This window comes from Burkholderia singularis, from assembly GCF_900176645.1.
Lineage (GTDB): Bacteria > Pseudomonadota > Gammaproteobacteria > Burkholderiales > Burkholderiaceae > Burkholderia > Burkholderia singularis.
In genome coordinates this window covers 53,901-78,029 of sequence record NZ_FXAN01000072.1, presented here as the reverse complement: position 1 = coordinate 78,029, position 24,129 = coordinate 53,901, and the positions used below count along the sequence as shown (strand labels likewise).

23 protein-coding genes and 1 pseudogene are annotated in these 24,129 nt (G+C 64.7%); 15 read left to right on the top strand and 9 right to left on the bottom strand.

Annotated elements, in window-relative coordinates; translation table 11 throughout:
* Window positions 1-179: 179 nt before the first annotated feature.
* From BSIN_RS16070 to BSIN_RS16035, 7 genes and pseudogenes are all read right to left on the bottom strand, one after another.
* Window positions 180-974 carry a sulfite exporter TauE/SafE family protein gene (locus tag BSIN_RS16070; RefSeq protein ID WP_069233931.1) on the bottom strand — a complete coding sequence of 265 codons (795 nt, stop codon included), beginning with the start codon at window positions 972-974 and terminating at the stop codon, window positions 180-182.
* A gap of 462 nt (window positions 975-1,436) precedes the next feature.
* Entirely contained in the window at window positions 1,437-2,879 is a 1,443-nt protein-coding gene (locus tag BSIN_RS16060; protein ID WP_089341291.1) for a DHA2 family efflux MFS transporter permease subunit, read from the bottom strand.
* Between the two features lie 186 nt (window positions 2,880-3,065).
* Window positions 3,066-4,205, bottom strand: coding sequence for a glycerophosphodiester phosphodiesterase (locus BSIN_RS16055; protein ID WP_089341242.1), 1,140 nt, complete (start codon window positions 4,203-4,205; stop codon window positions 3,066-3,068).
* 326 nt (window positions 4,206-4,531) lie between these two features.
* Entirely contained in the window at window positions 4,532-5,146 is a 615-nt protein-coding gene (locus BSIN_RS16050) for a LysE family translocator (RefSeq protein WP_089341241.1), read from the bottom strand.
* Between the two features lie 143 nt (window positions 5,147-5,289).
* Complete coding sequence (locus BSIN_RS16045; RefSeq protein WP_089341240.1) at window positions 5,290-5,826, bottom strand: GNAT family N-acetyltransferase; 537 nt, start codon at window positions 5,824-5,826, stop codon at window positions 5,290-5,292.
* On the bottom strand, window positions 5,823-6,410 hold the full coding sequence (locus BSIN_RS16040; protein ID WP_089341239.1) for a helix-turn-helix domain-containing protein: 588 nt from the start codon (window positions 6,408-6,410) through the stop codon (window positions 5,823-5,825). Before BSIN_RS16040 ends, BSIN_RS16045 begins: the two co-directional genes overlap by 4 nt.
* A 223-nt stretch (window positions 6,411-6,633) precedes the next feature.
* Window positions 6,634-7,572, bottom strand: a pseudogene (locus BSIN_RS16035) (MBL fold metallo-hydrolase); the annotation flags it as partial.
* Window positions 7,573-7,703: 131 nt separating this feature from the next.
* Between BSIN_RS16035 and BSIN_RS16030 the strand changes: the two are divergent.
* Together BSIN_RS16030 and BSIN_RS16025 are read left to right on the top strand one after the other, a co-directional pair.
* Window positions 7,704-8,141 (top strand): winged helix-turn-helix transcriptional regulator, encoded by a 438-nt coding sequence (locus tag BSIN_RS16030; protein ID WP_089341238.1) that lies wholly within the window; start codon window positions 7,704-7,706, stop codon window positions 8,139-8,141.
* An 85-nt stretch (window positions 8,142-8,226) separates the two neighbouring features.
* Window positions 8,227-8,502 (top strand): hypothetical protein, encoded by a 276-nt coding sequence (locus BSIN_RS16025; protein WP_143757474.1) that lies wholly within the window; start codon window positions 8,227-8,229, stop codon window positions 8,500-8,502.
* On the opposite strand, the gene BSIN_RS16020 is transcribed toward BSIN_RS16025, so the two are convergent.
* Window positions 8,499-9,506 carry a zinc-dependent alcohol dehydrogenase family protein gene (locus BSIN_RS16020; protein WP_089341236.1) on the bottom strand — a complete coding sequence of 336 codons (1,008 nt, stop codon included), beginning with the start codon at window positions 9,504-9,506 and terminating at the stop codon, window positions 8,499-8,501. The genes BSIN_RS16025 and BSIN_RS16020 overlap by 4 nt on opposite strands.
* 134 nt (window positions 9,507-9,640) lie before the next feature.
* Between BSIN_RS16020 and BSIN_RS16015 the strand changes: the two genes are divergently transcribed.
* The 4 genes from BSIN_RS16015 to groL all read left to right on the top strand — a co-directional run bounded on the left by BSIN_RS16015 (window position 9,641) and on the right by groL (window position 14,223).
* Window positions 9,641-10,051, top strand: coding sequence for a winged helix-turn-helix transcriptional regulator (locus BSIN_RS16015; protein ID WP_059520089.1), 411 nt, complete (start codon window positions 9,641-9,643; stop codon window positions 10,049-10,051).
* A 637-nt stretch (window positions 10,052-10,688) separates the two neighbouring features.
* A complete protein-coding gene (locus BSIN_RS16010) occupies window positions 10,689-11,678 on the top strand; it encodes a hypothetical protein (protein ID WP_143757473.1) in 990 nt (329 codons plus the stop codon).
* 563 nt (window positions 11,679-12,241) lie between these two features.
* Window positions 12,242-12,535, top strand: a complete 294-nt coding sequence (gene groES, locus BSIN_RS16005) for a co-chaperone GroES (protein ID WP_059520003.1) — start codon at window positions 12,242-12,244, stop codon at window positions 12,533-12,535.
* A 47-nt stretch (window positions 12,536-12,582) separates the two neighbouring features.
* A complete protein-coding gene (gene groL / locus BSIN_RS16000) occupies window positions 12,583-14,223 on the top strand; it encodes a chaperonin GroEL (protein ID WP_059520002.1) in 1,641 nt (546 codons plus the stop codon).
* A 240-nt stretch (window positions 14,224-14,463) separates the two neighbouring features.
* On the opposite strand, the gene thiD is transcribed toward groL, so the two are convergent.
* Window positions 14,464-15,312: a bifunctional hydroxymethylpyrimidine kinase/phosphomethylpyrimidine kinase gene (gene thiD, locus BSIN_RS15995; protein ID WP_059520001.1), complete on the bottom strand. Its 849-nt coding sequence runs from the start codon at window positions 15,310-15,312 to the stop codon at window positions 14,464-14,466.
* A gap of 215 nt (window positions 15,313-15,527) precedes the next feature.
* On the opposite strand from thiD, the gene BSIN_RS15990 reads away from it, so the two are divergent.
* The 9 genes from BSIN_RS15990 (at window position 15,528) to BSIN_RS25440 (ending at window position 23,733) form a co-directional block, all read left to right on the top strand.
* Window positions 15,528-15,698, top strand: coding sequence for a rubredoxin (locus BSIN_RS15990; RefSeq protein WP_069233938.1), 171 nt, complete (start codon window positions 15,528-15,530; stop codon window positions 15,696-15,698).
* Window positions 15,699-15,882: 184 nt separating this feature from the next.
* Window positions 15,883-17,136, top strand: a complete 1,254-nt coding sequence (locus BSIN_RS15985) for a hypothetical protein (RefSeq protein ID WP_173678703.1) — start codon at window positions 15,883-15,885, stop codon at window positions 17,134-17,136.
* A 228-nt stretch (window positions 17,137-17,364) separates the two neighbouring features.
* Window positions 17,365-17,943, top strand: coding sequence for a YqgE/AlgH family protein (locus BSIN_RS15980; protein ID WP_059520000.1), 579 nt, complete (start codon window positions 17,365-17,367; stop codon window positions 17,941-17,943).
* Window positions 17,940-18,380: a Holliday junction resolvase RuvX gene (ruvX, locus tag BSIN_RS15975; RefSeq protein WP_089341234.1), complete on the top strand. Its 441-nt coding sequence runs from the start codon at window positions 17,940-17,942 to the stop codon at window positions 18,378-18,380. The genes BSIN_RS15980 and ruvX overlap by 4 nt, the downstream gene beginning before the upstream one ends.
* On the top strand, window positions 18,367-18,885 hold the full coding sequence (gene pyrR, locus BSIN_RS15970; RefSeq protein WP_059519998.1) for a bifunctional pyr operon transcriptional regulator/uracil phosphoribosyltransferase PyrR: 519 nt from the start codon (window positions 18,367-18,369) through the stop codon (window positions 18,883-18,885). The genes ruvX and pyrR overlap by 14 nt, the downstream gene beginning before the upstream one ends.
* Window positions 18,886-18,968: 83 nt before the next feature.
* Window positions 18,969-20,000 (top strand): aspartate carbamoyltransferase catalytic subunit, encoded by a 1,032-nt coding sequence (locus tag BSIN_RS15965; RefSeq protein WP_089341233.1) that lies wholly within the window; start codon window positions 18,969-18,971, stop codon window positions 19,998-20,000.
* Window positions 20,001-20,091: 91 nt separating this feature from the next.
* Window positions 20,092-21,372: a dihydroorotase gene (locus BSIN_RS15960; protein WP_069233940.1), complete on the top strand. Its 1,281-nt coding sequence runs from the start codon at window positions 20,092-20,094 to the stop codon at window positions 21,370-21,372.
* 14 nt (window positions 21,373-21,386) lie between these two features.
* The gene (locus BSIN_RS15955; RefSeq protein WP_089341232.1) at window positions 21,387-22,262 is read left to right on the top strand and encodes a lysophospholipid acyltransferase family protein; all 876 of its coding nucleotides are present in this window, start codon (window positions 21,387-21,389) and stop codon (window positions 22,260-22,262) included.
* 124 nt (window positions 22,263-22,386) lie between these two features.
* Window positions 22,387-23,733, top strand: coding sequence for a hypothetical protein (locus BSIN_RS25440; protein WP_143757472.1), 1,347 nt, complete (start codon window positions 22,387-22,389; stop codon window positions 23,731-23,733).
* Window positions 23,734-24,129 lie beyond the last annotated feature (396 nt).

The window sequence follows — 24,129 nt, the reverse complement described above, 5'->3', positions numbered from 1 at the left end:
GCAGCCCTGAGCGTTCGTCAACCTGAACGCTGAGCCGACCCGCACGCCATGCAGGCCTCCGCCGTCCAAACCCGGCGAGCGAGGGGGCGCGGCGATACGCTGCGGTACGCGCCAAATAGCGGGCGGCCTTCGCGGCGGCTCGGCCCGGCCAGCCGCGTTGCAGATTCGGCTCGCGGGCGCTACGCGAGCACCAGCTTCGCGCCGACCGCAACCAGCGTCGCCGCCAGCACCCGCCGCAGCAGGCTTTCCGGCGCGCGCGCCGACAGGTGGCTGCCCGCCACGATGCCGGGCAGCGAGCCCAACAGCAGCGATGCCAGCATCGACCAATCGACCGAGCCGAGCAGCCAATGCCCGATACCCGCGACGAGCGTGAGCGGAACCGCGTGCGCGATATCGGAGCCGACGATCCGGGTCGTCGTGAGCGCCGGGTAGAGAAGCAGCAGCACGGTCACGCCGATCGCCCCCGCGCCGACCGACGTCAGCGACACGAGCACGCCGAGCACGATACCCGTCACGACAGTCGCGACGAGCGTGCGCGCGGGGCTCGGCGGCAGCGCGCGCGCATGCCGCGCGGCAAGCGCCGCGAGCTGCGGCCGGAACAACAGCGACAGCGCGGTCAGCAGCAGCGCCGCGCCGAGCACGCACTCGATCATCCGGCCCGTACTCTGCGCATGCAACCCGCGCGTATGCAGAATCCATAGCGTGGCGGTGGCGGCGGGCACGCTGCCTGCCGCGAGCCGGGCGGTGATTCGCCAGTCGACCGTGCCTTTGAGCCCGTGCACGAACGTGCCGGTGGCTTTCGTGACCGCCGCGTACAGCAGATCGGTGCCGACCGCCGTCGCCGGATGGACATTGAACAGCAGGACGAGAATCGGCGTCATCAGCGAGCCGCCGCCGACGCCCGTCAAACCGACGAGAAAGCCGACGAAGAGGCCGGACAGGGAGTACAGCAGATCGATATGAGGCAACGGCATCGGCGGGGGCGTTAGGCGTTTGAAAGTGACGGTCGGCGGGCTGCCAAAGCCCGCCATTGTCGCAAAACTCGCGCTCCGGCGCCGGAGCGCGCAAAAACGGGCCGCCGGATGGTATCGCGCGCGCGACGCCGGCTTGGGTTCGATAGGCGCGTACAAGCGCGGTGTCGCGCCGCGGCTGGCGCGCGAGGTTTCACGCGCGGCGAGGCGCGAATTGCAAACGCCGGGGCGTCGGCGGCGGGCGGGCAACGGGAACCGGGCCGCCGTCGGCCGCGCGTGAGGAGCCGCGGATCTGACGCAGGCAAGTGGCGCGCAGCGTGCGACGTCACCGGGCCGGGTGAATCGCGCGCGGAATAACGCATCGTCCGCCGCGCCTTTGCGTCGGTGAAACAGGCGGCTTCAATCGCCCGGCAGGCGCGCGTATCGCCGATCTCCGCGCGAGCCGCCTTTGCCATGCCGGTCGCGTCAATGCGCGGTGCTGCGCAGCTCGGCGTCGCCGGCGGTCTGTGCCGGGGCGCGCAGCGCGAACCCGAGACATGCGGCAAGCGCGGCGAAGATCGCGCCGCAGACGAATGCCGCGTGATAACCGCCATTGAGAGCGGATTGCGCCGCAACGTGCACGGCAGCGAGCGCGTCGGTGCGTGCGGCGGCGATGCTGGCGAGCACCGCGAGGCCGAGCGCGCCGCCCATCATGAACGACGTGTTGACGATGCCCGACGCGAGCCCGGAATCGTTCGGTGCGACGTCGCTCATCGCGGCGAGCAGCACCGGATTGAACGCGATGCCCGCGCCGAAGCCGAGTAGCGCCATGCCGGGCAGCACATGCGCGACGAAGCTGCCGTTCGCCGGAGCCTGGGCGAACAGCGCGAGACCGAGCGCGGCGGCGGCAAGCCCGAAGGCGATCGGCGCGCGGATACCGAAGCGCATCACGATCTTCGCCGACAGCCCGAGCGAGAATGCCGCCATGATCAGATTGGCGGGCAGAAACGCCAGGCCGACTTCGAGCGGCTGGTAGCCGAGCACGCGCTGCATATAGAGCGCGGACAGGAAAAACCACGCGAACATCGCGGCGGCCCACAGCACGCCGATCGCGTTCGCGATCGCGACATTGCGCTTGGCGACGAGCGCAAGCGGCATCAGCGGATGCGCGACGCGCGCCTCGATGCCGATGAACGCCGCGAACAGCGCTGCCGCCGCGCCAAGCAGCGCGATCGTCTGCATCGACAGCCAGCCGGCTTCGTTGCCGTTGACGACGCCGTAGACGGCAAGCATCAGCGACGCGGTGACGGTGATGGCGCCCGCGACGTCCAGGCGTGCGCCGGCCGCCTGCGCGCGGATTTTCGGCAGCAGCGCGGCGGACAGCGCGTAGACGGCCACGCCGATCGGCAGATTGACGAGGAAGATCCAGTGCCAGCTCAGCGCGCTCGTCAGCACGCCGCCCAGCAGCACGCCGAGGCTGCCGCCGCCTGCGCAGACGAAGCCGTAGACGCCCATCGCCTTCGCCCGCTCGCCGGGCTCGGTGAACAAATTCATGATCAGCGACAGCGACACCGCTGAGACCACCGCGCCACCCGTTCCCTGCACCGCGCGCGCGGCGATCAGCACCGCCTGCGATTGCGCGATGCCGCAGGCGAGCGACGCGAGCGTGAAAAGCGTCAAGCCGGCGAGGAATATCCGGCGATGGCCGTACAGATCGCCGAGCCGGCCGCCGAGCAGCAGGCAGCCGCCGAACGTCAGCATGTACGCGTTGACGACCCACACGAGCGCGGTTTCGGAAAAATGCAGGTCCGTGCCGATCGACGGCAGCGCGACGTTGACGATCGTCGAATCGAGCACGATCATCAGCACGCCCAGACAAAGAACGATCAGCGCATACCAGCGCTTTTCACCATGAATGCCGTGCGTCATCGCGCGCGTCTCCTTTGTTTGATACGGAACGCGCAGCATTGTAAGCGGGTTGGGGCGGCCGCTGCTGCCGGTTGCTGACACCCGCACGGCATGCGCGGGCCGCGCCGCGCGACGAACGCGCGAGCCGCGGCGCATGGCGGGCTCGCGCATGTCGCGCGTACTGGGCGCGCCGCTCGGAAGGGCGGCTTAGCGGCGCAACGTGTCGAGCGCCGTGCGGCCGACGGCCGGATCGTCGGTGAAGAAGCCGTCGATGCCCGCGCGCAGGTATGCCTGAATTTCGCGCACCGAGCCGGACGTGTTGCGCGCGCTCGGCGCACCGCCATCCTTCAGCGAGGCCGGCAGGAAATTGTTTTCCGGCCGGAACGTGTACGGATGCACGAGCAGTCCCGCTTCGTGTGCGTTGCGCACGTAGTCGGTCGGTTGCTGCAGCGTGCCGCTCGCGTCGACGGGAATGATCGACGTCTTGTACGGGCCGACCGCATTCGCATACGCTGCGATTTCACGCATGCCGCGCTGTGTCGACAGATCGCCATAGGTGCGCGCGTCGCCCGCCTTCACGAAGTCGTATGGCTGCTGCTTGGGCTCGTCCATCAGTTGCACGAGCTTCCAGTTCGGCTGGCTCGCGCCGATGCGGTTCCGGATCGCCTTCAGATTCGCGACTTCGAACGACTGGATGTAGATGGTCGCGTCGCGCGCGGTGTAGGTATCCTTGCGCAGTGCGTCGATCAAGCGGTCCTCGAGCGGCAGGCCGATCGACTGGAAGTAGGTCGGATGCTTGGTTTCCGGATAGAGGTGGATCGTGCGGCCGACCTGCGTGGACATCTGCTTGGCGAGCGCGATGATCTCGTCGAAGGTCGGAATCTCGAACTGATCGTTGTAGCTGGTGTTTGCCGGACGAAATTGCGCAATCCGCTCACGCGCGCGCAGCGTCTTGAGCTCGGCGAGCGTGAAGTCCTCGGTGAACCAGCCGGTCAAGCGGATGCCATCGATCGTCTTCGTCGTCTTGCGGCTCGCGAATTGCGGCAGTGTCGACACGTTCGTCGTGCCGGAGATTTCGTTCTCGTGGCGCGCGACGAGCACGCCGTCACGCGTTGCGACGAGATCGGGCTCGATGACGTCCGCGCCGTCCTCGATGGCCTTGCGATATGACGCAAGCGTGTGCTCGGGGCGCAGCGCGCTCGCGCCGCGATGGCCGATGACCTGTACCTTCGCGGCGATCGGGCGCGTGTAGTTCGGGTCGTCGTCGCCGCCACACGCGGCAAGTGTGAGCGCCGCGGCGCAGCCGAGCACGACGGGCGCGCATGCGAACGAGCGTTTGAAGAGCATATCGTCGATCCTGTGAGATGAAAGGGGGAAGAACAAGGAGACATCGGAGCACGGGCATGCCGACACGGGTTGCCGCTGCCGACCGGGATGCGATCCTCGCAGCGAATCATTACATATATATTACTTGTGCTGTCTGTGCTCTTTCGATGCCGGGCGCAGCCGGATAAGCGCGGCTGTCAGCGCGGCTGCGCGGCCGGCCACGAACAGTGCATTGGATCGACGAGCGGCGGCGTGGTTTGCCGGCATCGAGCCATGCCAGATAGCTCGATGCCGGACGCTCAGGTAAACGAATCGCGCGCGTGCGCGGCCCCGGCTTCGACGCAACGTCAGCGCGTGACGATCGCGGCGATGCCAAGGCCGATAAAGAGCGCGCCCGCCAGATAGCGGCCGACGGTCATTGCCGGGCCGCCGGGCGCTGCGCGCTTGCGCAGCGGATGGGCGAGCGCGATGCAGACCAGATCGGCGAGCGAGAACAGCAGATTCGCGGATGCGCCGAGCAGGAAAAGCTGCCAGCCGACCTCGAGCGGCGCCGACGGATCGACGAATTGCAACAGGAACGACATATAGAAGAGCGCCGATTTCGGATTCGATGCCTCGATCAGCGCACTCGACGAGATCACGTTTTTCGGCATCTGCGATGGCGCGCCGCCGGCGTCGGGCCGGGCGCGCACGCGCTGGATGCCGAGCCAGATCAGATAGGCGCCGCCCGCGATGCGCAGCGCGTGATAGAGCCACGGCGACGTGTTCAGCACGACGACTGCGCCGATCGCAACCGCGCCGATCTGCAAGAGCGCGCCGAGATGGATGCCGAGCGCCGACAGCGCGCCCGCGCGCCGCCCATGCTGGAGCGTCAGCGAGACGGTTTGCAGCAACGCCGGGCCCGGAATGAAGCCGAAGCCGAGACAAGTTACGATGAATGCGAACGTAGGGCTCAACGTCATCGGGAATCGCTCGTCGTGAAAGAGGTGTTCGGATGCGCCCACGCATGGGCTCGCAGACGCAACGGCCGAGACGACGGGCTTATAGTATGGCGGCGCGGCCGGACAATCTAACGAACCGCAGCGCAAGACAGGCGCCGCCGGGCTCAGAGCCGCTTGTAATGGAACGTCGTAGAACAGGGCGCGCCGTCGGGCATCAGCGCGTAGTTCGGCACGACGCCGACGCATTGCCAGCCGGCGCTCTGGTAGAGCCGCTCGGCGTCGCTGCCCGTTGCCGTATCGAGTACGAGGAGCGTTTTGCCGAGCTCGCGCGCGGTGTCGTCGAGTGCCGCCAGCAGCCGTCGCGCGACGCCTTGGCGGCGCGCGTCGCGTCGCACCAGCATCTTCGCGACGTCGGCACGATGCGGTTGGTTCTCCGGCAGGCCGACGATCATCTGCACGGTGCCGACAACGCGCCCATCGGCCTGCTCCGCGACGAACAGCACGCGCTCGCCGCGCGCGACGCACGCGGCCACATCGCGCCAGAACGCGCACGCGCGCTCGGGCGCGAGCGGCGCCATGAAGCCGACCGACGCGCCGCCGTCGACGCAGTCGAGCAGCACGTCGGCGAGCGCGTCGACATATGCGGCCGCCTCGTTTGGGCCGATCCGGCGTATGCCGATGGCGCCGATTGCGTCGTTCATCCGGATCGTCCTGTGTGCGCGGCGGGCGCTGATGCGAGCGCGACGACATAACGCGCGGTCTTGCGGCCCGGATTGAAGAAGAGGGTCGGACGATCGATGCGCATCGCGAGACAGTCGCCGGCCGCGACGCGCCATGTGTCATCGCCGGTCGTGATGTCCATCTCGCCGTCGAGCATCCAGATTTGTTGATGAACGTCGGCGTTGCGCTCGCCGGCATCGTAGGCGATACGTTCGCCGGCGGGGAACCGCACTTCGACGAGCGTGAGCGGCGATGGCATCGACGGCGACAACGTCCGGCGCACGTAGCCCGACGCCGGATCTCTCCAGACCGGCTGCTCGGCCGCGCGCGCGAGCGGCGAGGCGGTTCGTTCGGCGGGCTCGTCCTCGAACAGCGACGCGAGCGGCACGCCGAGCGCGGTGGCGAGCCGCTCGAGCACAACGGCCGTCGGGCTGCTCTGCGCGCGTTCGATCAGCGAGATGTTCGAGCGGCTCACCTTGCTGCGCTCGGCTAGTGCATCGAGCGAATAGCCGTGGAAGTCGCGCAATGCGCGCACGCGCCGGGCGATCAATTGGTTGACATTCATGTGGTCCAGTATATTGGAGGAAAATCCAAAATACTAGATTTCGACAGAAAACGGCGCACGGTATGCGTGGCGGGTCATGCATCAGACCGGGCCATCGATCCGAATTGCGCGCACCGCGCAATGCGTAGCCGCTTCGGCGCGCGATGCGCGCATCCGCGCGAACGTTGCCGCGTTCGATATCCTCGTCACGCATGCCGACGGCGCCAAATCGCCCGCGGGCTTATTGGCTTGCCGCCGCAGCCGCGCCCGATGCGCGCACGACCGGCCATTGCATCTCGCCTTTAATGACTTTCGCGCTGATCTCGAGCGACGACACGTCGCCGAGATTCGGATAGCGCGCCTTCATCGCCGCGATCAGTTCCGCGGCATTCTTGGCCTTGGCCGCTTGCGCCTCGAACGCGATCAGATAGTCGCGCGTGAACTTTACGGCCGCGAGCGAGTAAGGCTTGCTGCCGTCCGGATTCGCGAGGTAGTGGCCCGGCACGACGCGCGCCGGATGCAACGCGGCAATCCGGTCGAGCGTCTCGATCCAGTGGCGGCGCGACTCGGGCGTTTGCGTGTCGGCAATCCACACGTGGATGTTCGCCGCGACGGGAATGCCGCCCACCACGGCGCGCTCGGACGGAATCGATAAGAACGTGCGCTCGGGAGTCGGGCCGTCGAGGCCGACGACGCGCAGCTTATGGCCGTCGAGCGTCAGCGTGTCACCGTCGAGCGGCTGCGGGACAACGAGCGCATGCGGGGCGTTGTCCTTCAGGATCGGCCCCCAGTAGGCGAGCTTGTCGTCCTTGTTGGCATTGATCGCGGCGACCGTTTGCGGTGTCGCGACGATTTTTGCGTCCGGGAACGCGGCCTTGATCGTATCGAGGCCGAAGTAGTAGTCCGGATCGCTATGGCTCACGTAGACGAGCTTGAGCGGCTTGCCGGTTGCTTTGATCTTGTCGACCAGCGCCTGCGCGTCGTTGCGCTGGAATTGCGCGTCGATCAGGATCGCGCCCGTGCGGCCGGTGATGATCTCGGACGAAACAGGAAAGACGCTTTTTTCTCCGGGGTTGTAGACATCGATCCGTAGCGTCGACCGGTCACTTTGCGCATGGACGAGGCTCGGGCCGAAAACGGATGCCGCCGTGACGGCGAGTGCTGCGATGATGCGCAAGGACATAAAGGACTCCACGGTAAAAAAGCATGGGTGCGCGCCGGCCGCGTTGCGCATTGCGCGCTAGGCGGGGACGCCGATGATAGTATCTGCGATATAGGTAGTTACCAGCGGAAACTATAGACGGGGTGGCGATGATGGAAAAGAGCGTACTTGAGCGTCAGCAGGTTACCAGCGAGAAACCGTCGCTGCTCGACGTGCCGCGCGACGGCAACGTTTACGCGGCGCAATGCCCGACCCGGCATGTGCTCGACCGCATCGCGGACAAATGGACTGTCCTGATTCTTGCGTTGCTTGCGCATCGGCCGCTGCGCTTCAATACGTTGCTGCGGCATATCGAAGGCTTGTCGCAGAAGGTCTTGTCGCAAACGCTCAAGCGGCTCGAGCGGGACGGCCTCGTTGCCCGCACGGCCTATCCGACGATGCCGGTTTCGGTCGAATATGCGCTCACGCCGCTCGGTCAGACGCTCGTGGCCTCGGTCTGGCCGCTCATCGCATGGGCGGAGTCGAATATCGGCGCGGTGCTCGGTGCGCGCGCCGCCTACGACGAACAGCGGAATGTGACGGCGGTGTAGCGTCGCGCGCGCCGCCCAGCATGTAGGCGCACCCGGCTTACCATTTGCGCGCGGACGTGATGATGTGATGATCGTGGCGCCGGCCATGAAGGTCGCGATGGCGACGCGGTTTCGCGGCAGCGCGCCGCGCGGCTGGCACGGCGTGCGGCGCACGCTGCCCGCAGGCACCGAGACTGGCGCCGACAGGCACCTCTGCGCACCCGCAGGCAGCGTGGCCGGTCACGGCAACTCCCCCGCTTGTTCGGCGCCGAGCGCACCGACGAGCTTCGCCGTGATGCAATCCGATCGCGCGGGCCAAGCGCGCGGCGCCGCCGGGCTCGCCGCGCTGCCGCGCTGCCGCGCGCTTCGCGCTTCGCGCTAGATCGACAGACAGATCTTGCCGAAGTGCTTGCCCGCGGCCTGATGACGGAATGCTTCGGCAATGTCGTCGAGTGCGAACGTGCTGTCGATCACCGGCTTGATGCCCGTTGCGTCGATCGCGCGCACCATGTCGATCTGATGCCGGCGGCTGCCGACAATGAGACCTTGCAGCTTTTGCTGCCGCGTCATCAGCGTGACGGTCGGCACGGGGCCTGCGATGCCCGTGAGCACGCCGATCAACGCGATGTGGCCGCCGATCCGGCACGCGGCGATCGATTGCGGCAGCGTGTCGGGCCCTCCCACTTCGATCACGTAATCGGCGCCGACGCCGTTCGTTTGTTCAAGCACCTTCGCGGCCCAGTTTGCGTCGCGCCGGTAGTTGACGACGTGATCGGCGCCGAGCGTCCGCGCGTGCTCGAGCTTCTCGTCCGACGACGACGTGACGATCACGCGCGCGCCCATTTGCTTTGCGAATTGCAGCGCGAAGATCGATACGCCGCCCGTGCCGAGTACGAGCACGGTGTCGCCGGCCTTCAGGCGGCCGTCGACCACGAGCGCGCGCCATGCGGTCAGGCCGGCTGTCGTCAGCGTCGCGGCTTGCTCGTGCGTATAGCCGCTTGGCGCGCGCGTGAACCAGTGCGCGGGCCGCACGACGGTTTCGCGCGCATAGCCGTCGACGCCGTCGCCAGGCACCGTCGCGAAATCCGCGGTCGTCGGAGCGCCGTCGAGCCATTGCGGGAAGAACGTCGATACCACCGCATCGCCGGGCGCGAACTCCGTGACGCCTTCGCCGATCGCTTCGACGACGCCCGCGCCATCCGACATCGGAATGCGCTTGTCGGCCGTGTTCATTCTGCCGGTGACGACGCCGAGATCGTGATAATTGAGCGAGCTTGCGTGGATGCGCACGCGAATTTCGCCGGCGCCCGGCGCGCCCGGATCGGCGAGCGTGACGCGGGCGAGCTGTTCGAGGCCAGCGGGCTGGCGCAGCATGATGGCTTTCATGTTCCGACTCCTGTGAATGGCGAGCGCACGGTGGTGCGCTGCGAGATCGACGTTGATCGAATTGTCTCGACGTACTTCGATGTGCGCAAGAACGTACAATTAAAGCTGGTACTGTCAATTATGTAGGTATGAACATGCGACCCAAGCGACTGGACAGCAAGAGCGGATGCGATGTCGAAGTGACGCTTTCCGTGATCGGCGGATTGTGGAAGCCCGTCATTCTGTTTCATTTGCTGCGTGGCAAGCGGCGCTTCATGGAGTTGACGCGGCTCATGCCCAATACGACGCAGCGGATGCTGACTTTGCAGTTGCGCGAGCTGGAGGCGGATGGCATCGTCGCGCGCCATGTCTATCCGCAGGTGCCGCCGAAGGTTGAATACGAGCTGACGCCGCTTGGCCAGACGCTCGCGCCGGTATTGATCAGCCTGCGCGAGTGGGGCGAATCGTATCGGGAGCGTCAGACGGGCGCCGTGAACGACCGGCCGGCGTGCGAAGACATTCCGTTGAAGCAAAAGCGGGCGTCCGGCATGGAGAATGCGGCATAGCGCGGCATAGCGCATTGCTTTCGTCGTCGGCCGACGGTCTTTCGGATTGCCGGATAGGCGGGCGGCGCGATCGCAATCGATTTAGATTTTTGGGAATTTTTGAAATCCTCCGAAATTGGATTTGATTGCTCAGATAAGAAATATCGACATTGAATGCGCGATGAGGAGATCGCCATTTATGCAAATGGTTGGTAGCTGGCCGAATGAAAAACGATTAACGACGGATGAAAGAGAGTGAATTTGCGCGTCCGGCCGGCAGAGGTGCGCGTGAACGGTGTCAGCGTGCGATGCCGTATTGGTGGTGAGCTGAGTCGGATAGGGGTTTTTTATGAAGTTTCGTTATGTTTATTTTATTTGTTGATGAATTTCTGGCGAGCGGCGTATAGGGCTGTGATGTGCATTTCATCAGCGATCATGTAACGGAAAATTCATTTGTTACGTTACGCAAAACGTAACAATGCCGGTGGGCGGCGTAAGCGCGATTGCGCCTGCGTGGAGTTGAAACACTAAATACTCTGTTGTTCGGTTTCGTTGGGTGAAATGGTGTGTGGGCGGCGGCCCAAATCGGTTGGCATGCTTTGTGCGCTGCGGTTCTAGTCGCGACGGCGGCAGCATCCCTTCACACGAGATCACATCAATGAAACATCGCTTCAGGTCGACGGCCATCGCGCTGTCGGCCACAGCGGCATTCAGCGCGATGCCGACGCCTGCCGTAGCGCAACGGGCGGGCTTCGGCACTGTCCGGGTTTCGGCCGGTGAACCTGGTAGCGCCAGCTTGGGCGGCACATGGGCCGTATCGACCGACGGCGTGCCGGATGTTGCGGCACGCGCTGGCGTTCGCGGCTCGACGGATATGCCAGGGTACGTGCGCGAGCCGGCGGTCGCGTTGCAGGGCGGCGGCCCTTCGGCGGGCGCGCCGGGCGACGCCGTGAGCCATGCCGGCGGCTTGCTTTCGAATACCGCGGGCGACCCGTCGAGCGCGATCCTCGCGAGCAGTGCGGCCGCGGCGCAAGCGACGGCGGGTTCGTCGGTGGACGTGCTGGCTGCCGCGGCGAATGCCAGCCCGGTGGCGAATGCGCTCGGCGATGTCATGAACGTGCTGCCGGCCATCAACCCGGCGGGCGTTTTGACGAGCGCGCTCAATAACGTTGCGGAGGCGTTCGGCCGCGTTGGCTCGGGGGGCGGCAATCCGATCGTCCCGATTGCCAATGTCGTGAGCGGCGCGATCGATACGCTGGCGGCCGGCGAGCTGCGCCACTCCGCCGCGGCGGCGCTCGGCGCGGTCGCCCGCGCGTTGACGGGCGCGGGCGGGACGGGCGTCCTGCCGGACACGCAACCGGGCTACGCCAGCTTGCGTACAGCTGCGGACAGTGCAACCTCATTGGGCAGTGCCGCGCTCGGCAGCAGCACTGTGAATATCGCGCGTTCGGCGTTCTCGACGGGAGCCGCTGCGATCGGCAGCGCCATCGATTCGGTCGGTTCGTCGGCCGAAACGGTGCTGCGCGCATTGCCGGGCCTGGGGAGCACGATACCGAAGCCGATCGCGGGCTCGGGTGTGGGGGCGGCGAATCTGCGTGCCTCCGACGCCGCGCCTGCCCCGACGCGGGCAGGCGTTCTGTCGAGATAAAGTTTGCTGGCCGGCGGGCGAGGGTGTCGCGCGACGCGCACGCGCCTTTGCAATGCGGAAGCTAACCCGAGTCAACGGAGCGACACGGCACGGCCGCGGGCCGATGCCGTTTGTTTGCCCGCGCCGATATGGGCTGCATTCGTTTGCGGATTAGAGAGCGGAAGATCGTGCGCGGCTGCTCGCGATAATCCGATCCATCCCTAAGATGCTGTGCGGCGTCCGCACGCAGCGCACCGGCTTCGCATAGCGGATCGATCCGCGTGAGCGCCGAGATGTGGGGCGACGCCGGGGCGGCAGAAGCTCCCTCTGCGGTTGCAGCGCGGGCGGGTTGTTTCGCAGATCCTTGTTCTTAAAAAAATTTTCTTCAATGGTGAAGCGCGAGCCGTTGGTTTCCGTGCGCCGTAACCCCTCCGAAATTTCCGCAATTCCCGCTTCTTGAATTTGTCAAAACCCGTCCATATAATTAGCACTCGCTGCACGAGAGTGCTAACAATTCCTGCCGGACGGTACACTGGCCGGCAGTTTCCCAGCGTTCTTCAGTCTCATTCAAGAGAGGAGTGAATATGAACCTTCGTCCGTTGCACGATCGCGTGATCGTCAAGCGCCTGGATCAGGAAACCAAGACCGCCTCGGGCATCGTGATTCCCGATGCGGCAGCTGAAAAGCCGGATCAAGGTGAAGTGCTCGCCATCGGTCCGGGCAAGCGCGATGACAAAGGCGCGGCGATCGCGCTCGACGTGAAGGTCGGCGATCGTGTGCTGTTCGGCAAGTACGCTGGCCAGACCGTCAAGGTCGACGGCCAGGAACTGCTCGTGATGCGCGAAGAAGACATCATGGCTGTGGTCAACGCCAAGTAAGCGTTCACTTAACGGTACATATTCTCAAGAATCCAAGGAGTTAGAAGATGGCAGCTAAAGACGTCGTATTCGGCGATTCCGCTCGCGCGAAGATGGTCGAAGGCGTGAACATTCTCGCCAACGCAGTGAAGGTCACGCTGGGTCCGAAGGGCCGCAACGTCGTGCTCGAGCGCAGCTTCGGCGGCCCGACGGTCACCAAGGACGGTGTGTCGGTCGCCAAGGAAATCGAGCTGAAGGACAAGCTCCAGAACATGGGCGCGCAAATGGTCAAGGAAGTTGCTTCCAAGACCAGCGACAACGCAGGCGACGGCACGACGACGGCAACCGTTCTCGCGCAATCGATCGTTCGCGAAGGCATGAAGTACGTCGCATCGGGCATGAACCCGATGGACCTGAAGCGCGGTATCGACAAGGCCGTGGCTGCGGCAGTCGAAGAGTTGAAGAAGATCAGCAAGCCGTGCACGACGAACAAGGAAATCGCGCAAGTCGGCGCGATCTCGGCGAACAGCGATTCGTCGATCGGCGATCGCATCGCTGAGGCAATGGACAAGGTCGGCAAGGAAGGCGTGATCACCGTCGAAGACGGCAAGTCGCTCGCCGACGAACTCGACGTCGTCGAAGGTATGCAGTTCGACCGCGGTTACCTGTCGCCGTACTTCATCAACAACCCGGACAAGCAAGTCGCCGTTCTCGAGAACCCTTACGTGCTGCTGCACGACAAGAAGGTCTCGAACATTCGCGATCTGCTGCCGGTGCTCGAACAAGTCGCGAAGGCAGGCCGTCCGCTGCTGATCATCGCTGAAGACGTCGAAGGCGAGGCGCTCGCAACGCTGGTCGTCAACAACATCCGCGGCATCCTGAAGACCGTTGCGGTCAAGGCGCCGGGCTTCGGCGACCGCCGTAAGGCAATGCTGGAAGACATCGCGATCCTGACCGGCGGCCAGGTCATCGCGGAAGAAACCGGCCTCACGCTCGAGAAGGCTACGCTGGCCGAACTCGGTCAGGCCAAGCGCATCGAAGTGGGCAAGGAAAACACGACGATCATCGACGGCGCAGGCGAAGCTGCGAACATCGAAGCGCGCGTCAAGCAAATCCGCACGCAGATCGAAGAGGCAACGTCGGACTACGACCGTGAAAAGCTGCAAGAGCGCGTGGCGAAGCTGGCCGGCGGCGTGGCGGTGATCAAGGTCGGTGCTGCGACCGAAGTCGAAATGAAGGAAAAGAAGGCACGTGTCGAAGACGCGCTGCACGCCACGCGCGCGGCCGTTGAAGAAGGCATCGTCCCGGGCGGCGGCGTTGCGCTGATCCGCGCACGTACCGCGATCGCCTCGCTGAGCGGTGCGAACGCCGACCAGAACGCCGGTATCAAGATCGTGCTGCGCGCGATGGAAGAGCCGCTGCGTCAGATCGTCACGAACGGCGGCGAAGAAGCCAGCGTCGTGGTGGCGGCAGTTGCTGCAGGCAAGGGCAACTACGGCTACAACGCGGCGACGGGTGAGTACGTCGACATGGTCGAAGCCGGCGTCGTCGACCCGACCAAGGTCACGCGCACCGCGCTGCAGAACGCGGCATCGGTTGCGGGCCTGCTGCTGACGACGGACGCAGCCGTTGCCGAGCTGCCGAAGGAAGACGCTCCGGCGCCGGGCGGTATGCCGGGCGGCATGGGCGGCATGGGCATGGACATGTAATCGGCATCACGTCGGTTGCATTGAAGAACGCGCGGCGACGCGCGTTCTCCCAAACGAAAACACCCGCGGCGACGCGGGTGTTTTCGTTTGGAGCGGCTGACTGCCGCCGGCCTGAAGCAGAAAGCGGGAAGCTGCAGGCCGGACGCCTAACGATAGAACGTGGCCGGCGCGGCGCGCGCCTTCGTCTCTTCGGCAAGCCCGCGCGACGCGGTTATCGGGCGCGAGGGCGGCGGGGCGGCATCAGCGCGCGCGCTTGCCGATCGCCGACGCCATCGGCGTTTCGTCGTCGTTGCTGCGCGCCCAGAAGAACCGATCCGGCAGATAGGCGCCCATGCCGGGCCGGAATGCGCCGCGCGCCGCCTGGTACAGATATTCCTGTGCTTCGCGCACCGCTTCCGGCGGCTCCTGGCCGTTCGCGAGCAGTGCGGCGATCGCCGCGCCGAGCGTGTCGGTGATGCCCATCAGCCGGTGCGGCGTGCGTTCCCACAAATCCTGCCGGATCTGGCCTTCCTCGCTGTACAGCGAGTTGACGAGCCGGTGCGAGCCTGTTTCCGTCGCCAGAATGTACTCGCAGCCTTGACTCAGCAAATGAGCCAGCGCGGTGTCCAGATTGGGCGCTTCGGCGTCGCCGTCGGGCTGCGCGAGCGCGAGAAGCGTCGCGTGATCGGCAACGAGCAACGTCGTCTGGGGCGCGAGCAGGTCGGCGATCGATTCGCGCAACTCGTCGGCGGCGAGCACGTGCTCGTCGTCGAGCGTGAAATCCGGCGCGAGGACGAGTGGTACGCCGTCGTAGTCGGCGGCCACCTCGGCGATCGCGCTCACGACCTCGGCGCGCGTCGCGGCGCCGATCTTGAAGGCGGCGACGGGCATGTCTTCGAGCAGCATGCGCGCTTGCGCGGCGACGGTGTCGGGATCGAGCCCGGTGACTTCGTCGCATGCGGCGGAATCGCGCACGGTATAGCCCGTCAAGACGGACACACCGTGACAGCCCATGCTTGCCAGGGTCATCAGGTCGGCTTGCAAGCCGGAGCCGCCCGTCGGGTCGGACAGGCCGAAAGTGAGGACAATCGGAGGGGTGTTGCTGGACATGGAAATGGGGAAAGAAAAAACGGTGAAGCGGGCCAGATGCGCCTGAGATGTGCGTGCGCGCAGCCATTATGAGGCGGAATTTGCCGAATCGAGCTTTTTTTTAACGTGATCCGGCACGCTGGCGCGCTAGAAGGCGGATTGCTAGGCAGCCCGGCGCCGACACGGTACCATCATGGCTCTTTTGAAATCGACGACTTTTCTTTACGCGGCTTAAGATGGAACATAAAAGCTGGATGTGCCTGATCTGCGGTTGGATCTACGACGAAGAAGCTGGGTTGCCGGAAGAGGGAATCGCTCCGGGCACACGTTGGGAAGATGTTCCCATCAATTGGACATGCCCCGAGTGCGGCGCGCGTAAGGAAGATTTCGAGATGGTTCAGATCTGACCGCCATCTCCGGCCGCCCGGTCCCGCGTGAGCGAGGGCGGGCGGTAAGGCGCAACGGCATCGGCGGTCTTCCTGCGCTGCTTGCGGCGCGGCTATGTTTCTGGTGCTGACGCTCGTGCCCACTTTCCGCGAATTCGCATCACTCCCGATCCCGGACGCGTTGCCCAATCCGCGAGGCGGTGCGGTGCCGGCTGCCGATGCGGCATTGCAAGCCGCGCAGCAGTCGTTCGCGCGGCGTGCCGATCCGGCCGCCTCGCTTGCCGCGGCGGCCGCCGTGTTGCGCGAAGCGGGCTGGCTTGCGGCCGAGCGCTTCTGCAATGCCCTGGCGCAAGCCGCGCCGCTTGCGTCGATCGAGTTGCAGCCGGTCGAGTTTGAAACGGCGTTGCGGGATTTCCGGGCGGCGGTCGAGAGGCGCAATTTGCGCGAGCTTGCGTGCTCGCCGGTTCTGTTCGAGCACTATCGGGCGCTGCGCGTGCAGGCCGCGGGCGATTTGCGCGCCGACACGCCGCCCGACGCGCTGGCGCTTGCCGGGCGGCCAGTGCCGGCCGCGACGCTGTATCCGTTGTCGGAACATGCGCTCGCGCATTTGCGCGCACGTTACGAGCAGGCATTGCTCGGTGCGCTGCGCGCGCCGCAAGCAGCGTCCAGCGCGGCGCTCGACGGGCTTGCCGATTGTGTGGCCGAACTCGCGGGTCCTTTTCCTTACGATTATTGGCGGCTTGCGCTTGCGTGCATCCGGGTGCTGCGCGCGAGCGGCGGTGTCGAACTCAAGCGTTTTCTCGCGCGCTGCAATCTGCTGCTCGGCGAGCAGGCGCACGGCTTGCGAATCGCGCCCGCCGCGCTCGTCAGGCAGACGCTCGCGCTCTTTTGGCGCGATTACGCGTTGTACGGCGCGGCGGCGGAGGACGGCGCCGATGTGGAGCTGCTGCACGACTACGGGTTGACCGTCGCTTGGCATGTTGCGGGGACGCAGGCTTCCGAGGCGTTGTGGGAGGCGGGCGCCGCGCGCGCGGAGGCGGACGCGGTGCGCGTCGAGCCGACGCGTGAGCTCGGCGCGGTAGTCGTCAACTGTCATGCATATGAGGATTTTTTGCAAACGGCGGATGCATCGATGAGCGAGCTTACGCTGGATGCGCGCACGGCCGATGCCGGCGCGGCATTGCGCGCGGCGCAGGCAGCGTATCGCGTCGGTTCGGCCGCGTGTGCTCTCGGCCTCGGGCATACGGCGCTGCTCGCCGATGCGCTGGGGCTTGCATGGCGGTGCCGCGCCCATCTCGGCACCGGGCTTGCGCCCAGCCCGGCGGCCTGCGCCCAGGCGGCCGAAGCGCTGCGTGCCGCGTTGCACAAGATCGCAGCCGGCATGGCGCCGCCCGATCTATCGGCGGCGCGCGCGGCGCTCGCCCATGCATTGTCGGGCTTGGACGCCCCTTCGGTATAAGCTGCGCGGGCCGGGTGAGCCGAGCAGGTGTATCAAAGTGTGTTACAAGAACCTTGAAGACGCGTACCGAAAAATCGCGAAAGTCGTGGCAGCATGTATTGCGCGGTGCCGGGCAACAGCGCGCGGGACGGTACATCGATGGGTTTCGAACGCGTGATAGAGTGAGTGAACATCGTGTCGACTCGCGCGGCGACCGTGGCGTGCGAGGTCTTTGCTAAAATTCAAACTATGTCTAAGAGTTCCGATCGCATCAATCTCACCAACCAGTTTCTGATCGCCATGCCGAACATGGCCGATCCGACGTTTTCAGGAACGGTGGTCTATCTTTGCGATCACAGCGAGCGCGGTGCGCTCGGCCTCGTCATCAATCGTCCGACTGATATCGATCTCGAATCGCTTTTCAACCGTATCGATTTGAAGCTCGAAATCGAGCCGCTTCTACACATCCCCGTGTATTTCGGCGGCCCGGTGCAGACCGAGCGCGGTTTCGTGCTGCACGAGCCGGTTGAGGGCAGTTCGTACAACTCATCGATGACGGTCGAAGGCGGGCTGGAGATGACGACGTCGAAGGACGTGCTCGAGGCGGTCGCGACGGGTACGGGCCCGAAGCGGTTCCTGTTGACGCTCGGTCATGCCGGCTGGGGCGCTGGCCAGCTCGAAGAGGAAATCTCGAAGAACGGCTGGCTCACGGTCGAGGCCGATCCGCGCATCGTGTTCGATACGCCCGCCGAGGAGCGTTTCGAGGCGGCGCTCGGTTTGCTTGGAGTCAGTTCGTCGATGCTCTCCGGCGAGGCAGGGCACGCATGAGCGCGGTGCTTGCGCGCGACGCGACGCTCCTTGCGTTCGACTACGGCGAAAAACGCATTGGCGTGGCGATCGGCAATCGGCTGACTCGATCGGCCCGTGCGCTCGTCATCATCCCCAATCTAAACCGCGAGCATCGCTTCAAGGCGATTGGCGAGCTGATCGCGCAGTGGCAGCCGGATGCGCTCGTCGTCGGCTTGCCGCTTCATCCGGACGGCGCGCCGCACGAGATGACGCAGCAGGCCAGGCGCTTCGGCAATCAATTGAACGGACGCTTCAATCTGCCCGTGAGCTGGGTCGACGAACGTTACTCGTCGGTCGACGCGCGCGCGGATTTGCGCGCGCGCGGCGCGGCCGCGGCGCGCATCGATGCCGAAGCCGCCCGCATCATTCTTCAACAATATCTCGACGAGTTGTCCGACCATCATGAGCTTCATTGATGCCGAGGCGCTTTACCGCGTCCTGCTCGACCAGATTCGCGGCGCCTATGGGCAAGCCGCGTTCTCAGCGCCGCACGGCCCTGTCGTTGCCGGCATTTACAGCGGCGGTGCATGGCTTGCGGAGCGTCTGGCGCGCGATTTGGCCGCGCCGGGCTTCGGCGTTGTCAATGTCGCGCTGCATCGTGACGATTACGCGAAAAAGGGGCTGCACAGCCAGGCGAGTCCGACCTCGCTGCCGTTCGAGGTCGAAGGGCGCCGGATCGTGCTCGTCGACGACGTGCTGTACACCGGGCGCACCGTGCGGGCCGCGCTCAACGAACTGTTCGACTACGGGCGTCCCGCCGCCGTCGAACTGGCGGTGCTTGCCGATCGCGGCGGGCGCGAGCTGCCGGTGGCGGCGCGCTTCGTCGGCGGCACGCTCGACGTCGCGGCCGACGCGACGCTCGTGCTCGAGCGCACCGACGCCGCCGCGTTCACGCTTCGCACCGAGGCGCGCGGCCTCTGAGGCCGCAGCGTCATGCATTCCGGCCGCCCGCGCCCGATTTGCGCGGGCGTGCCGTTCAGCAACACGTTGGAATCACGCACATCATGACGACCGACATTTCCGGCCGCACCGGCACCTCCGCTGCGTCCGCGCCCGCCGAGCGCCATCGCTACGGCTTCCTGAAGGGCAACCCGCAGCTCACGAAGAACGGCGAGCTCAAGCATCTGCTGACGATCGAGGGGTTGCCCCGCGCGATCGTCAACCAGATCCTCGACACCGCCGAGCAATTCGTCAGCGTGACCGACCGCGAAGTGAAGAAGGTGCCGCTGTTGCGCGGCAAATCGGTGTTCAACCTGTTCTTCGAGAACTCGACGCGCACCCGCACGACGTTCGAGATCGCGGCGAAGCGCCTGTCCGCCGACGTGATCAATCTGAATATCAACGCGTCGTCGACGAGCAAGGGCGAATCGCTGCTCGACACGATCAACAACCTGTCGGCGATGCATGCCGATCTGTTCGTCGTGCGCCATGCGTCGAGCGGCGCGCCGTACCTGATCGCCGAGCACTGCGCGCCGCACGTGCACGTGATCAACGCGGGAGACGGCCGCCATGCGCATCCGACGCAGGGCCTGCTCGACATGTATACGATCCGCCACTACAAGCGCGATTTTACGAAGCTGCGTGTGGCCATCGTCGGCGATATCCTGCACTCGCGCGTCGCGCGCTCGGATATCCACGCGCTGACCACGCTCGGCGTGCCCGAGGTGCGCGCGATCGGCCCGCGCACGCTGTTGCCTGGCGGGCTCGAGCAGATGGGCGTGCGGGTATTCCACAATCTCGATGAAGGTCTGAAGGGCGTCGACGTGATCATCATGCTTCGTTTGCAGAACGAACGGATGAGCGGCGCGCTGCTGCCGTCCGCGCAGGAGTATTTCAAAAGCTGGGGGCTTACGCCCGAGCGTCTCGCGCTGGCCGCGCCCGACGCGATCGTGATGCACCCCGGCCCGATGAACCGCGGCGTCGAGATCGACTCGCAGGTGGCAGACGGTCCCCAATCCGTGATCCTGAACCAGGTGACTTTCGGCATTGCCGTGCGCATGGCGGTGATGGGCATCGTCGCGGGCAACAGCGACTGAACGCGCGCGGCGGCGCGGGCTCGTGCCCGCCGCGGCGCGCCGCGCATCGGACTCGACGCATTCACGCATTCAACGCATAAGCAGACAGCGCATGAAGATTCATATCAAAGGCGGCACGGTGATCGATCCGGCGGCCGGCACCGAGCGGCAGGCCGACGTATTCGTCGCGGCCGGAAAAATCGCGGCGATCGGCGCGAGCGCGCCCGCCGATTTCAACGCGGCCAAGACGATCGACGCGACCGGGATGATCGTCGCACCGGGCTTCGTCGACTTGTCGGCGCGGCTGCGCGAACCCGGCTACGAGCACAAGGCGACGCTCGAATCGGAGATGGCCGCGGCCGTCGCGGGCGGCGTGACGAGCCTCGTGTGTCCGCCCGACACCGATCCCGTGCTCGACGAGCCTGGCCTGGTCGAGATGCTGAAGTTTCGCGCCCGCAATCTGCATCAGGCCCACGTGTATCCGCTCGGCGCGCTGACCGTCGGCCTGAAGGGCAGCGTGATCACGGAGATGGTCGAATTGACCGAAGCGGGGTGCATCGGCTTCACGCAGGCGAACGTGCCCGTCACCGATACGCAGGTGCTGCTGCGCGCGCTGCAATATGCGAGCACTTACGGCTATACGGTGTGGCTGCGCCCGGTCGACGCGTTTCTCGCGAAGGGCGGCGTCGCGGCGAGCGGGCCGGTTGCGTCGCGGCTCGGCCTGTCGGGCGTGCCGGTCGCGGCCGAGACGATCGCGCTGCATACGCTGTTCGAGTTGATGCGCGTGACGGGCGCGCGCGTGCACGTCGCGCGGCTGTCGTCGGCGGCGGGTATCGCGCTCGTGCGCGCGGCGAAGGCCGAGGGCCTGAATGTGACCTGCGACGTCGGCGTGAATCACCTGCATCTGATTGACGTCGATATCGGCTATTTCGATGCGCAATTTCGCCTCGATCCGCCGCTGCGCAACGAGCGCGACCGCGAAGCGATCCGCGCGGCGCTGGCCGACGGCACGATCGACGCGATCTGCTCCGACCACACCCCCGTCGATGACGATGAAAAACTGCTGCCGTTCGCGGAAGCGACGCCGGGCGCGACGGGGCTTGAACTGCTGCTGTCGCTGACGGTGAAGTGGGCGCGTGAGGCGGGCGTGCCGCTCGCGCAGGCGCTGGCGAAGATCAGCTCGGCGCCGGCCGATGTGCTGAAGCTGCCGGCCGGCCGGATCGCGGAGGGCGCGGCAGCCGATCTGTGCGTGTTCGATCCGCGCGCGCACTGGTATGTCGAGCCGCGCGCGCTGAAGAGCCAGGGGCACAATACGCCGTTCCTCGGCTACGAACTGCCGACGCAGGTGTGCGCGACGCTCGTTGCCGGCCAGGTCGCGTTCGAGCGCCGTTGACGCGAGCGCCCATCATGAAAGCCCTCCGCAAGGCGCGCCTCGTCCTGCATCTGCTGGCTGGAATGGCGATCGTCGCCATCCGTTTTCGGCGCGCGGCGCCCGCGCGGCGCCGGCAACTCACGCAGCGCTGGACCCTGAAGATGCTGCGGCTCTGCGGGATGCGGCTCGTCGTGCATAACGACAGCGCGCGGCTCGACGCGCGCGCGCTCGTGGTCGGCAATCATGTGTCGTGGCTCGATATCTACGTGATCAATGCGTGGCGGCCGACGCCGTTCGTCTCCAAGGCCGAGGTGCGGGACTGGCCGGTGATCGGCTGGTTGGCCGAGCGTCTGGGCACCGTGTTCATTCAGCGCGAGAAGCGCAGCGAGGCGAAGCGGATCATGCACGCGCTGGCCGCTCGTCTCGGCAACGGCGAACTGATGTGCGTGTTTCCGGAAGGCACGACGTCCGATGGCCTCGGGCTTTTGCCGTTCCATTCGAATATGTTCCAAGCCGTGGTCGAGGCGCAGTGCGCGGTGCAACCGATTTGCCTGATGTATGAGGATGCGCACGGGCGCCAGTCGCTGGCGCCGGCGTATGTCGGTGAACTTTCGCTTGGCAAGTCGCTCGACCGGGTATTGGAGAGCGGGCCGCTGACCGCGCATCTGTACGTCGGCGAGCCGATCGCGGCGACAGGCGACCGGCGCGAGATGGCGGCGCGCGCGCGCGCCGCGGTCGCGCACGCGCTCGCGCAGATGCAGCGCGCCGCCGGCCGGCCGCTCGATGCGGAGCTGGCGCGGCTGCGGGACGCGGCTTATCCGGCGGGCGCGCAGCAGGGCGGCAGCGGGGACGCGCAAGGAATCGACGCCGGCGGCGACGTCGGGGCGGTGCCGCGTCGAGAAGGGGGGTAGGCTGGGATTGGTTCTGTTTTTACAGCATCTCGGCTGGCATTCGAGATTGAATGGTTACCGGAGGCTATTTAAAGCATATTTTGAAATTGATATATCAGGTCAATTGAAAATGGAGGGCTGAAAAATGTTCATTTTATTTTTAAGGAAATGGGCGGTTTTTGCTGCCGCTTTCAGTATTGGCGTGACAGTAAATAATTCGGTGTTTTCGGCAGGGTCTGAGTCAACCTATGGACAGCTTTCCGGCGATTTATCTATTTCCGGAAATAACCGTGTTTTACTGAGTTCGACTATTACGCTTCCAGCAGCGGCTTACGTCTATGTCCAATCAGACGGACGAGTCTATCCATCAGGAGCGGCAATTGCTGCATTATCAATTGTTGCCGATGGTCAATCCATTTCAAATGATTCGATCGTCGATTGGTCGCAAACTTCAAACGCTCAGCAACATTCTTATAATATAATAGGTGGAAAATATCTGTCTGCAGGAACTCACGTTTTGCAGCTTATTGCGTCTACGCTGAATGGCGCTGCGTTTATGGTGGGTGCAGGAAGTAATCTTGCTGTGATGACTGCTCCAGCAGAGAATGTTAATATTTCACAATTAGGTTCCGATACATCTACGTTGAGTTTTAATACGGCTGGTATTGTGCGTGGAATGCCCCTGCCGCATCAGGCATTGATTTCGCAATCGCTCAATCCGGGTGGGCAACCAGTTATCTCGCTTGCATCCGGCCGGATATATCTTGCCGGCAGCTATGGAGATCCATTGACATCGATCTATTTAAATGGAAGGGAGCCTGAAAATAATATTGGTTCTTGGTCTGATAATGATATGTACAAAGGGGCTGAAAATCAGGCGCCATTTTATAATCAGGCGTTTTATGCTCAATTGACGGGGCCGTCGACCATAAGCTGGGATGCGTCTGCATTAGCATATTGTGAAGATAATAGTTGCTCCGGACTGGTAAACCACGTCCAGTACAAGGCCGGTGCCAATTCGACGCTGGTTACGTTGTATGGCGGCATGTCAGTTGTTGGTTCTGCCTCGACAAGTAACGACGCATACAATCGGACCAACTATATAGGTGTGGGTAGCAGTTCGGGATGGCCTGGAGTTCCGTCAACAGGGGCCGATGTCGCGCTTGCGCAAGCTACCATTGTTGTTCCCGCCGGCCATAATGGAATCGTTTTAATTAGCGGGAAATCTCGTGTACAGGGCGACACCGCTGATACCGGCACGGTCAGTATGTGGATTACGGTAGACGGTGTGCGGCGTGGATCGACAGGGATTCAACAGTTGAGCAATCCGGATGGTGTCAGTACACGGACTATTGGTGCAAGCTATCTGTCCGCGAATCCAGGGGAAAGACTGGCTCCCGGGACACACCAGATCACGCTATATGGACGTGCAGACGGTACATTCAAACATCTGGCGATGACTAGGGATTTGCCATTAATCTGGTTTGACTGAGTCGTATAGCTCTGCCTGTAACTGCTGATCGATAGGGCTGAAGAGTGATCCGTTGGTGGCGGTCTGTACGCCGGCGAGCCAATTGCGGTGACGGGCGATTGGCATGAGACAGCAGTTGCTCGAGTCGGGGCGGTGTTGGTTGCTCGACGCGGAGTTCGCGCCGCTTCGAACGGTGGCAAGGCGCCGGGGAGCTGAAGACGGCGACGAGGTCGACGGTGTCGTGTCGCGAAGGGTGAACGGCCGAATCACTAGACGATTGTTGCCGAGGCAACGCGGGTTCAATGGAGGGGCTCGCTTGCCTGGCGGATGCGCTGGAGCGTTTCCGGCGAACTGCCGAGGGCGTATCGACAGATACAATTCTCAACATTTCTTTACGCAAGTGCGAACCGGCACAAT

Excerpts from the sequence above, each read along its gene's own strand:
- BSIN_RS16070 (WP_069233931.1), bottom strand. The coding sequence starts at position 974 with ATGCCGTTGCCTCATATCGATCTGCTGTACTCCCTGTCCGGCCTCTTC.
- BSIN_RS16060 (WP_089341291.1), bottom strand. The coding sequence starts at position 2,879 with ATGACGCACGGCATTCATGGTGAAAAGCGCTGGTATGCGCTGATCGTT.
- groES (WP_059520003.1), top strand. The coding sequence starts at position 12,242 with ATGAACCTTCGTCCGTTGCACGATCGCGTGATCGTCAAGCGCCTGGAT.
- BSIN_RS15980 (WP_059520000.1), top strand. The coding sequence starts at position 17,365 with ATGTCTAAGAGTTCCGATCGCATCAATCTCACCAACCAGTTTCTGATC.
- BSIN_RS15965 (WP_089341233.1), top strand. The coding sequence starts at position 18,969 with ATGACGACCGACATTTCCGGCCGCACCGGCACCTCCGCTGCGTCCGCG.
- BSIN_RS25440 (WP_143757472.1), top strand. The coding sequence starts at position 22,387 with ATGTTCATTTTATTTTTAAGGAAATGGGCGGTTTTTGCTGCCGCTTTC.
- ruvX (WP_089341234.1), top strand. The coding sequence starts at position 17,940 with ATGAGCGCGGTGCTTGCGCGCGACGCGACGCTCCTTGCGTTCGACTAC.
- BSIN_RS16015 (WP_059520089.1), top strand. The coding sequence starts at position 9,641 with ATGCGACCCAAGCGACTGGACAGCAAGAGCGGATGCGATGTCGAAGTG.
- BSIN_RS16050 (WP_089341241.1), bottom strand. The coding sequence starts at position 5,146 with ATGACGTTGAGCCCTACGTTCGCATTCATCGTAACTTGTCTCGGCTTC.
- BSIN_RS15990 (WP_069233938.1), top strand. The coding sequence starts at position 15,528 with ATGGAACATAAAAGCTGGATGTGCCTGATCTGCGGTTGGATCTACGAC.
- BSIN_RS16055 (WP_089341242.1), bottom strand. The coding sequence starts at position 4,205 with ATGCTCTTCAAACGCTCGTTCGCATGCGCGCCCGTCGTGCTCGGCTGC.
- pyrR (WP_059519998.1), top strand. The coding sequence starts at position 18,367 with ATGAGCTTCATTGATGCCGAGGCGCTTTACCGCGTCCTGCTCGACCAG.
- BSIN_RS16020 (WP_089341236.1), bottom strand. The coding sequence starts at position 9,506 with ATGAAAGCCATCATGCTGCGCCAGCCCGCTGGCCTCGAACAGCTCGCC.
- BSIN_RS16040 (WP_089341239.1), bottom strand. The coding sequence starts at position 6,410 with ATGAATGTCAACCAATTGATCGCCCGGCGCGTGCGCGCATTGCGCGAC.
- BSIN_RS16010 (WP_143757473.1), top strand. The coding sequence starts at position 10,689 with ATGAAACATCGCTTCAGGTCGACGGCCATCGCGCTGTCGGCCACAGCG.
- BSIN_RS16025 (WP_143757474.1), top strand. The coding sequence starts at position 8,227 with ATGAAGGTCGCGATGGCGACGCGGTTTCGCGGCAGCGCGCCGCGCGGC.
- BSIN_RS16030 (WP_089341238.1), top strand. The coding sequence starts at position 7,704 with ATGGAAAAGAGCGTACTTGAGCGTCAGCAGGTTACCAGCGAGAAACCG.
- thiD (WP_059520001.1), bottom strand. The coding sequence starts at position 15,312 with ATGTCCAGCAACACCCCTCCGATTGTCCTCACTTTCGGCCTGTCCGAC.
- BSIN_RS15960 (WP_069233940.1), top strand. The coding sequence starts at position 20,092 with ATGAAGATTCATATCAAAGGCGGCACGGTGATCGATCCGGCGGCCGGC.
- BSIN_RS15955 (WP_089341232.1), top strand. The coding sequence starts at position 21,387 with ATGAAAGCCCTCCGCAAGGCGCGCCTCGTCCTGCATCTGCTGGCTGGA.
- groL (WP_059520002.1), top strand. The coding sequence starts at position 12,583 with ATGGCAGCTAAAGACGTCGTATTCGGCGATTCCGCTCGCGCGAAGATG.
- BSIN_RS16045 (WP_089341240.1), bottom strand. The coding sequence starts at position 5,826 with ATGAACGACGCAATCGGCGCCATCGGCATACGCCGGATCGGCCCAAAC.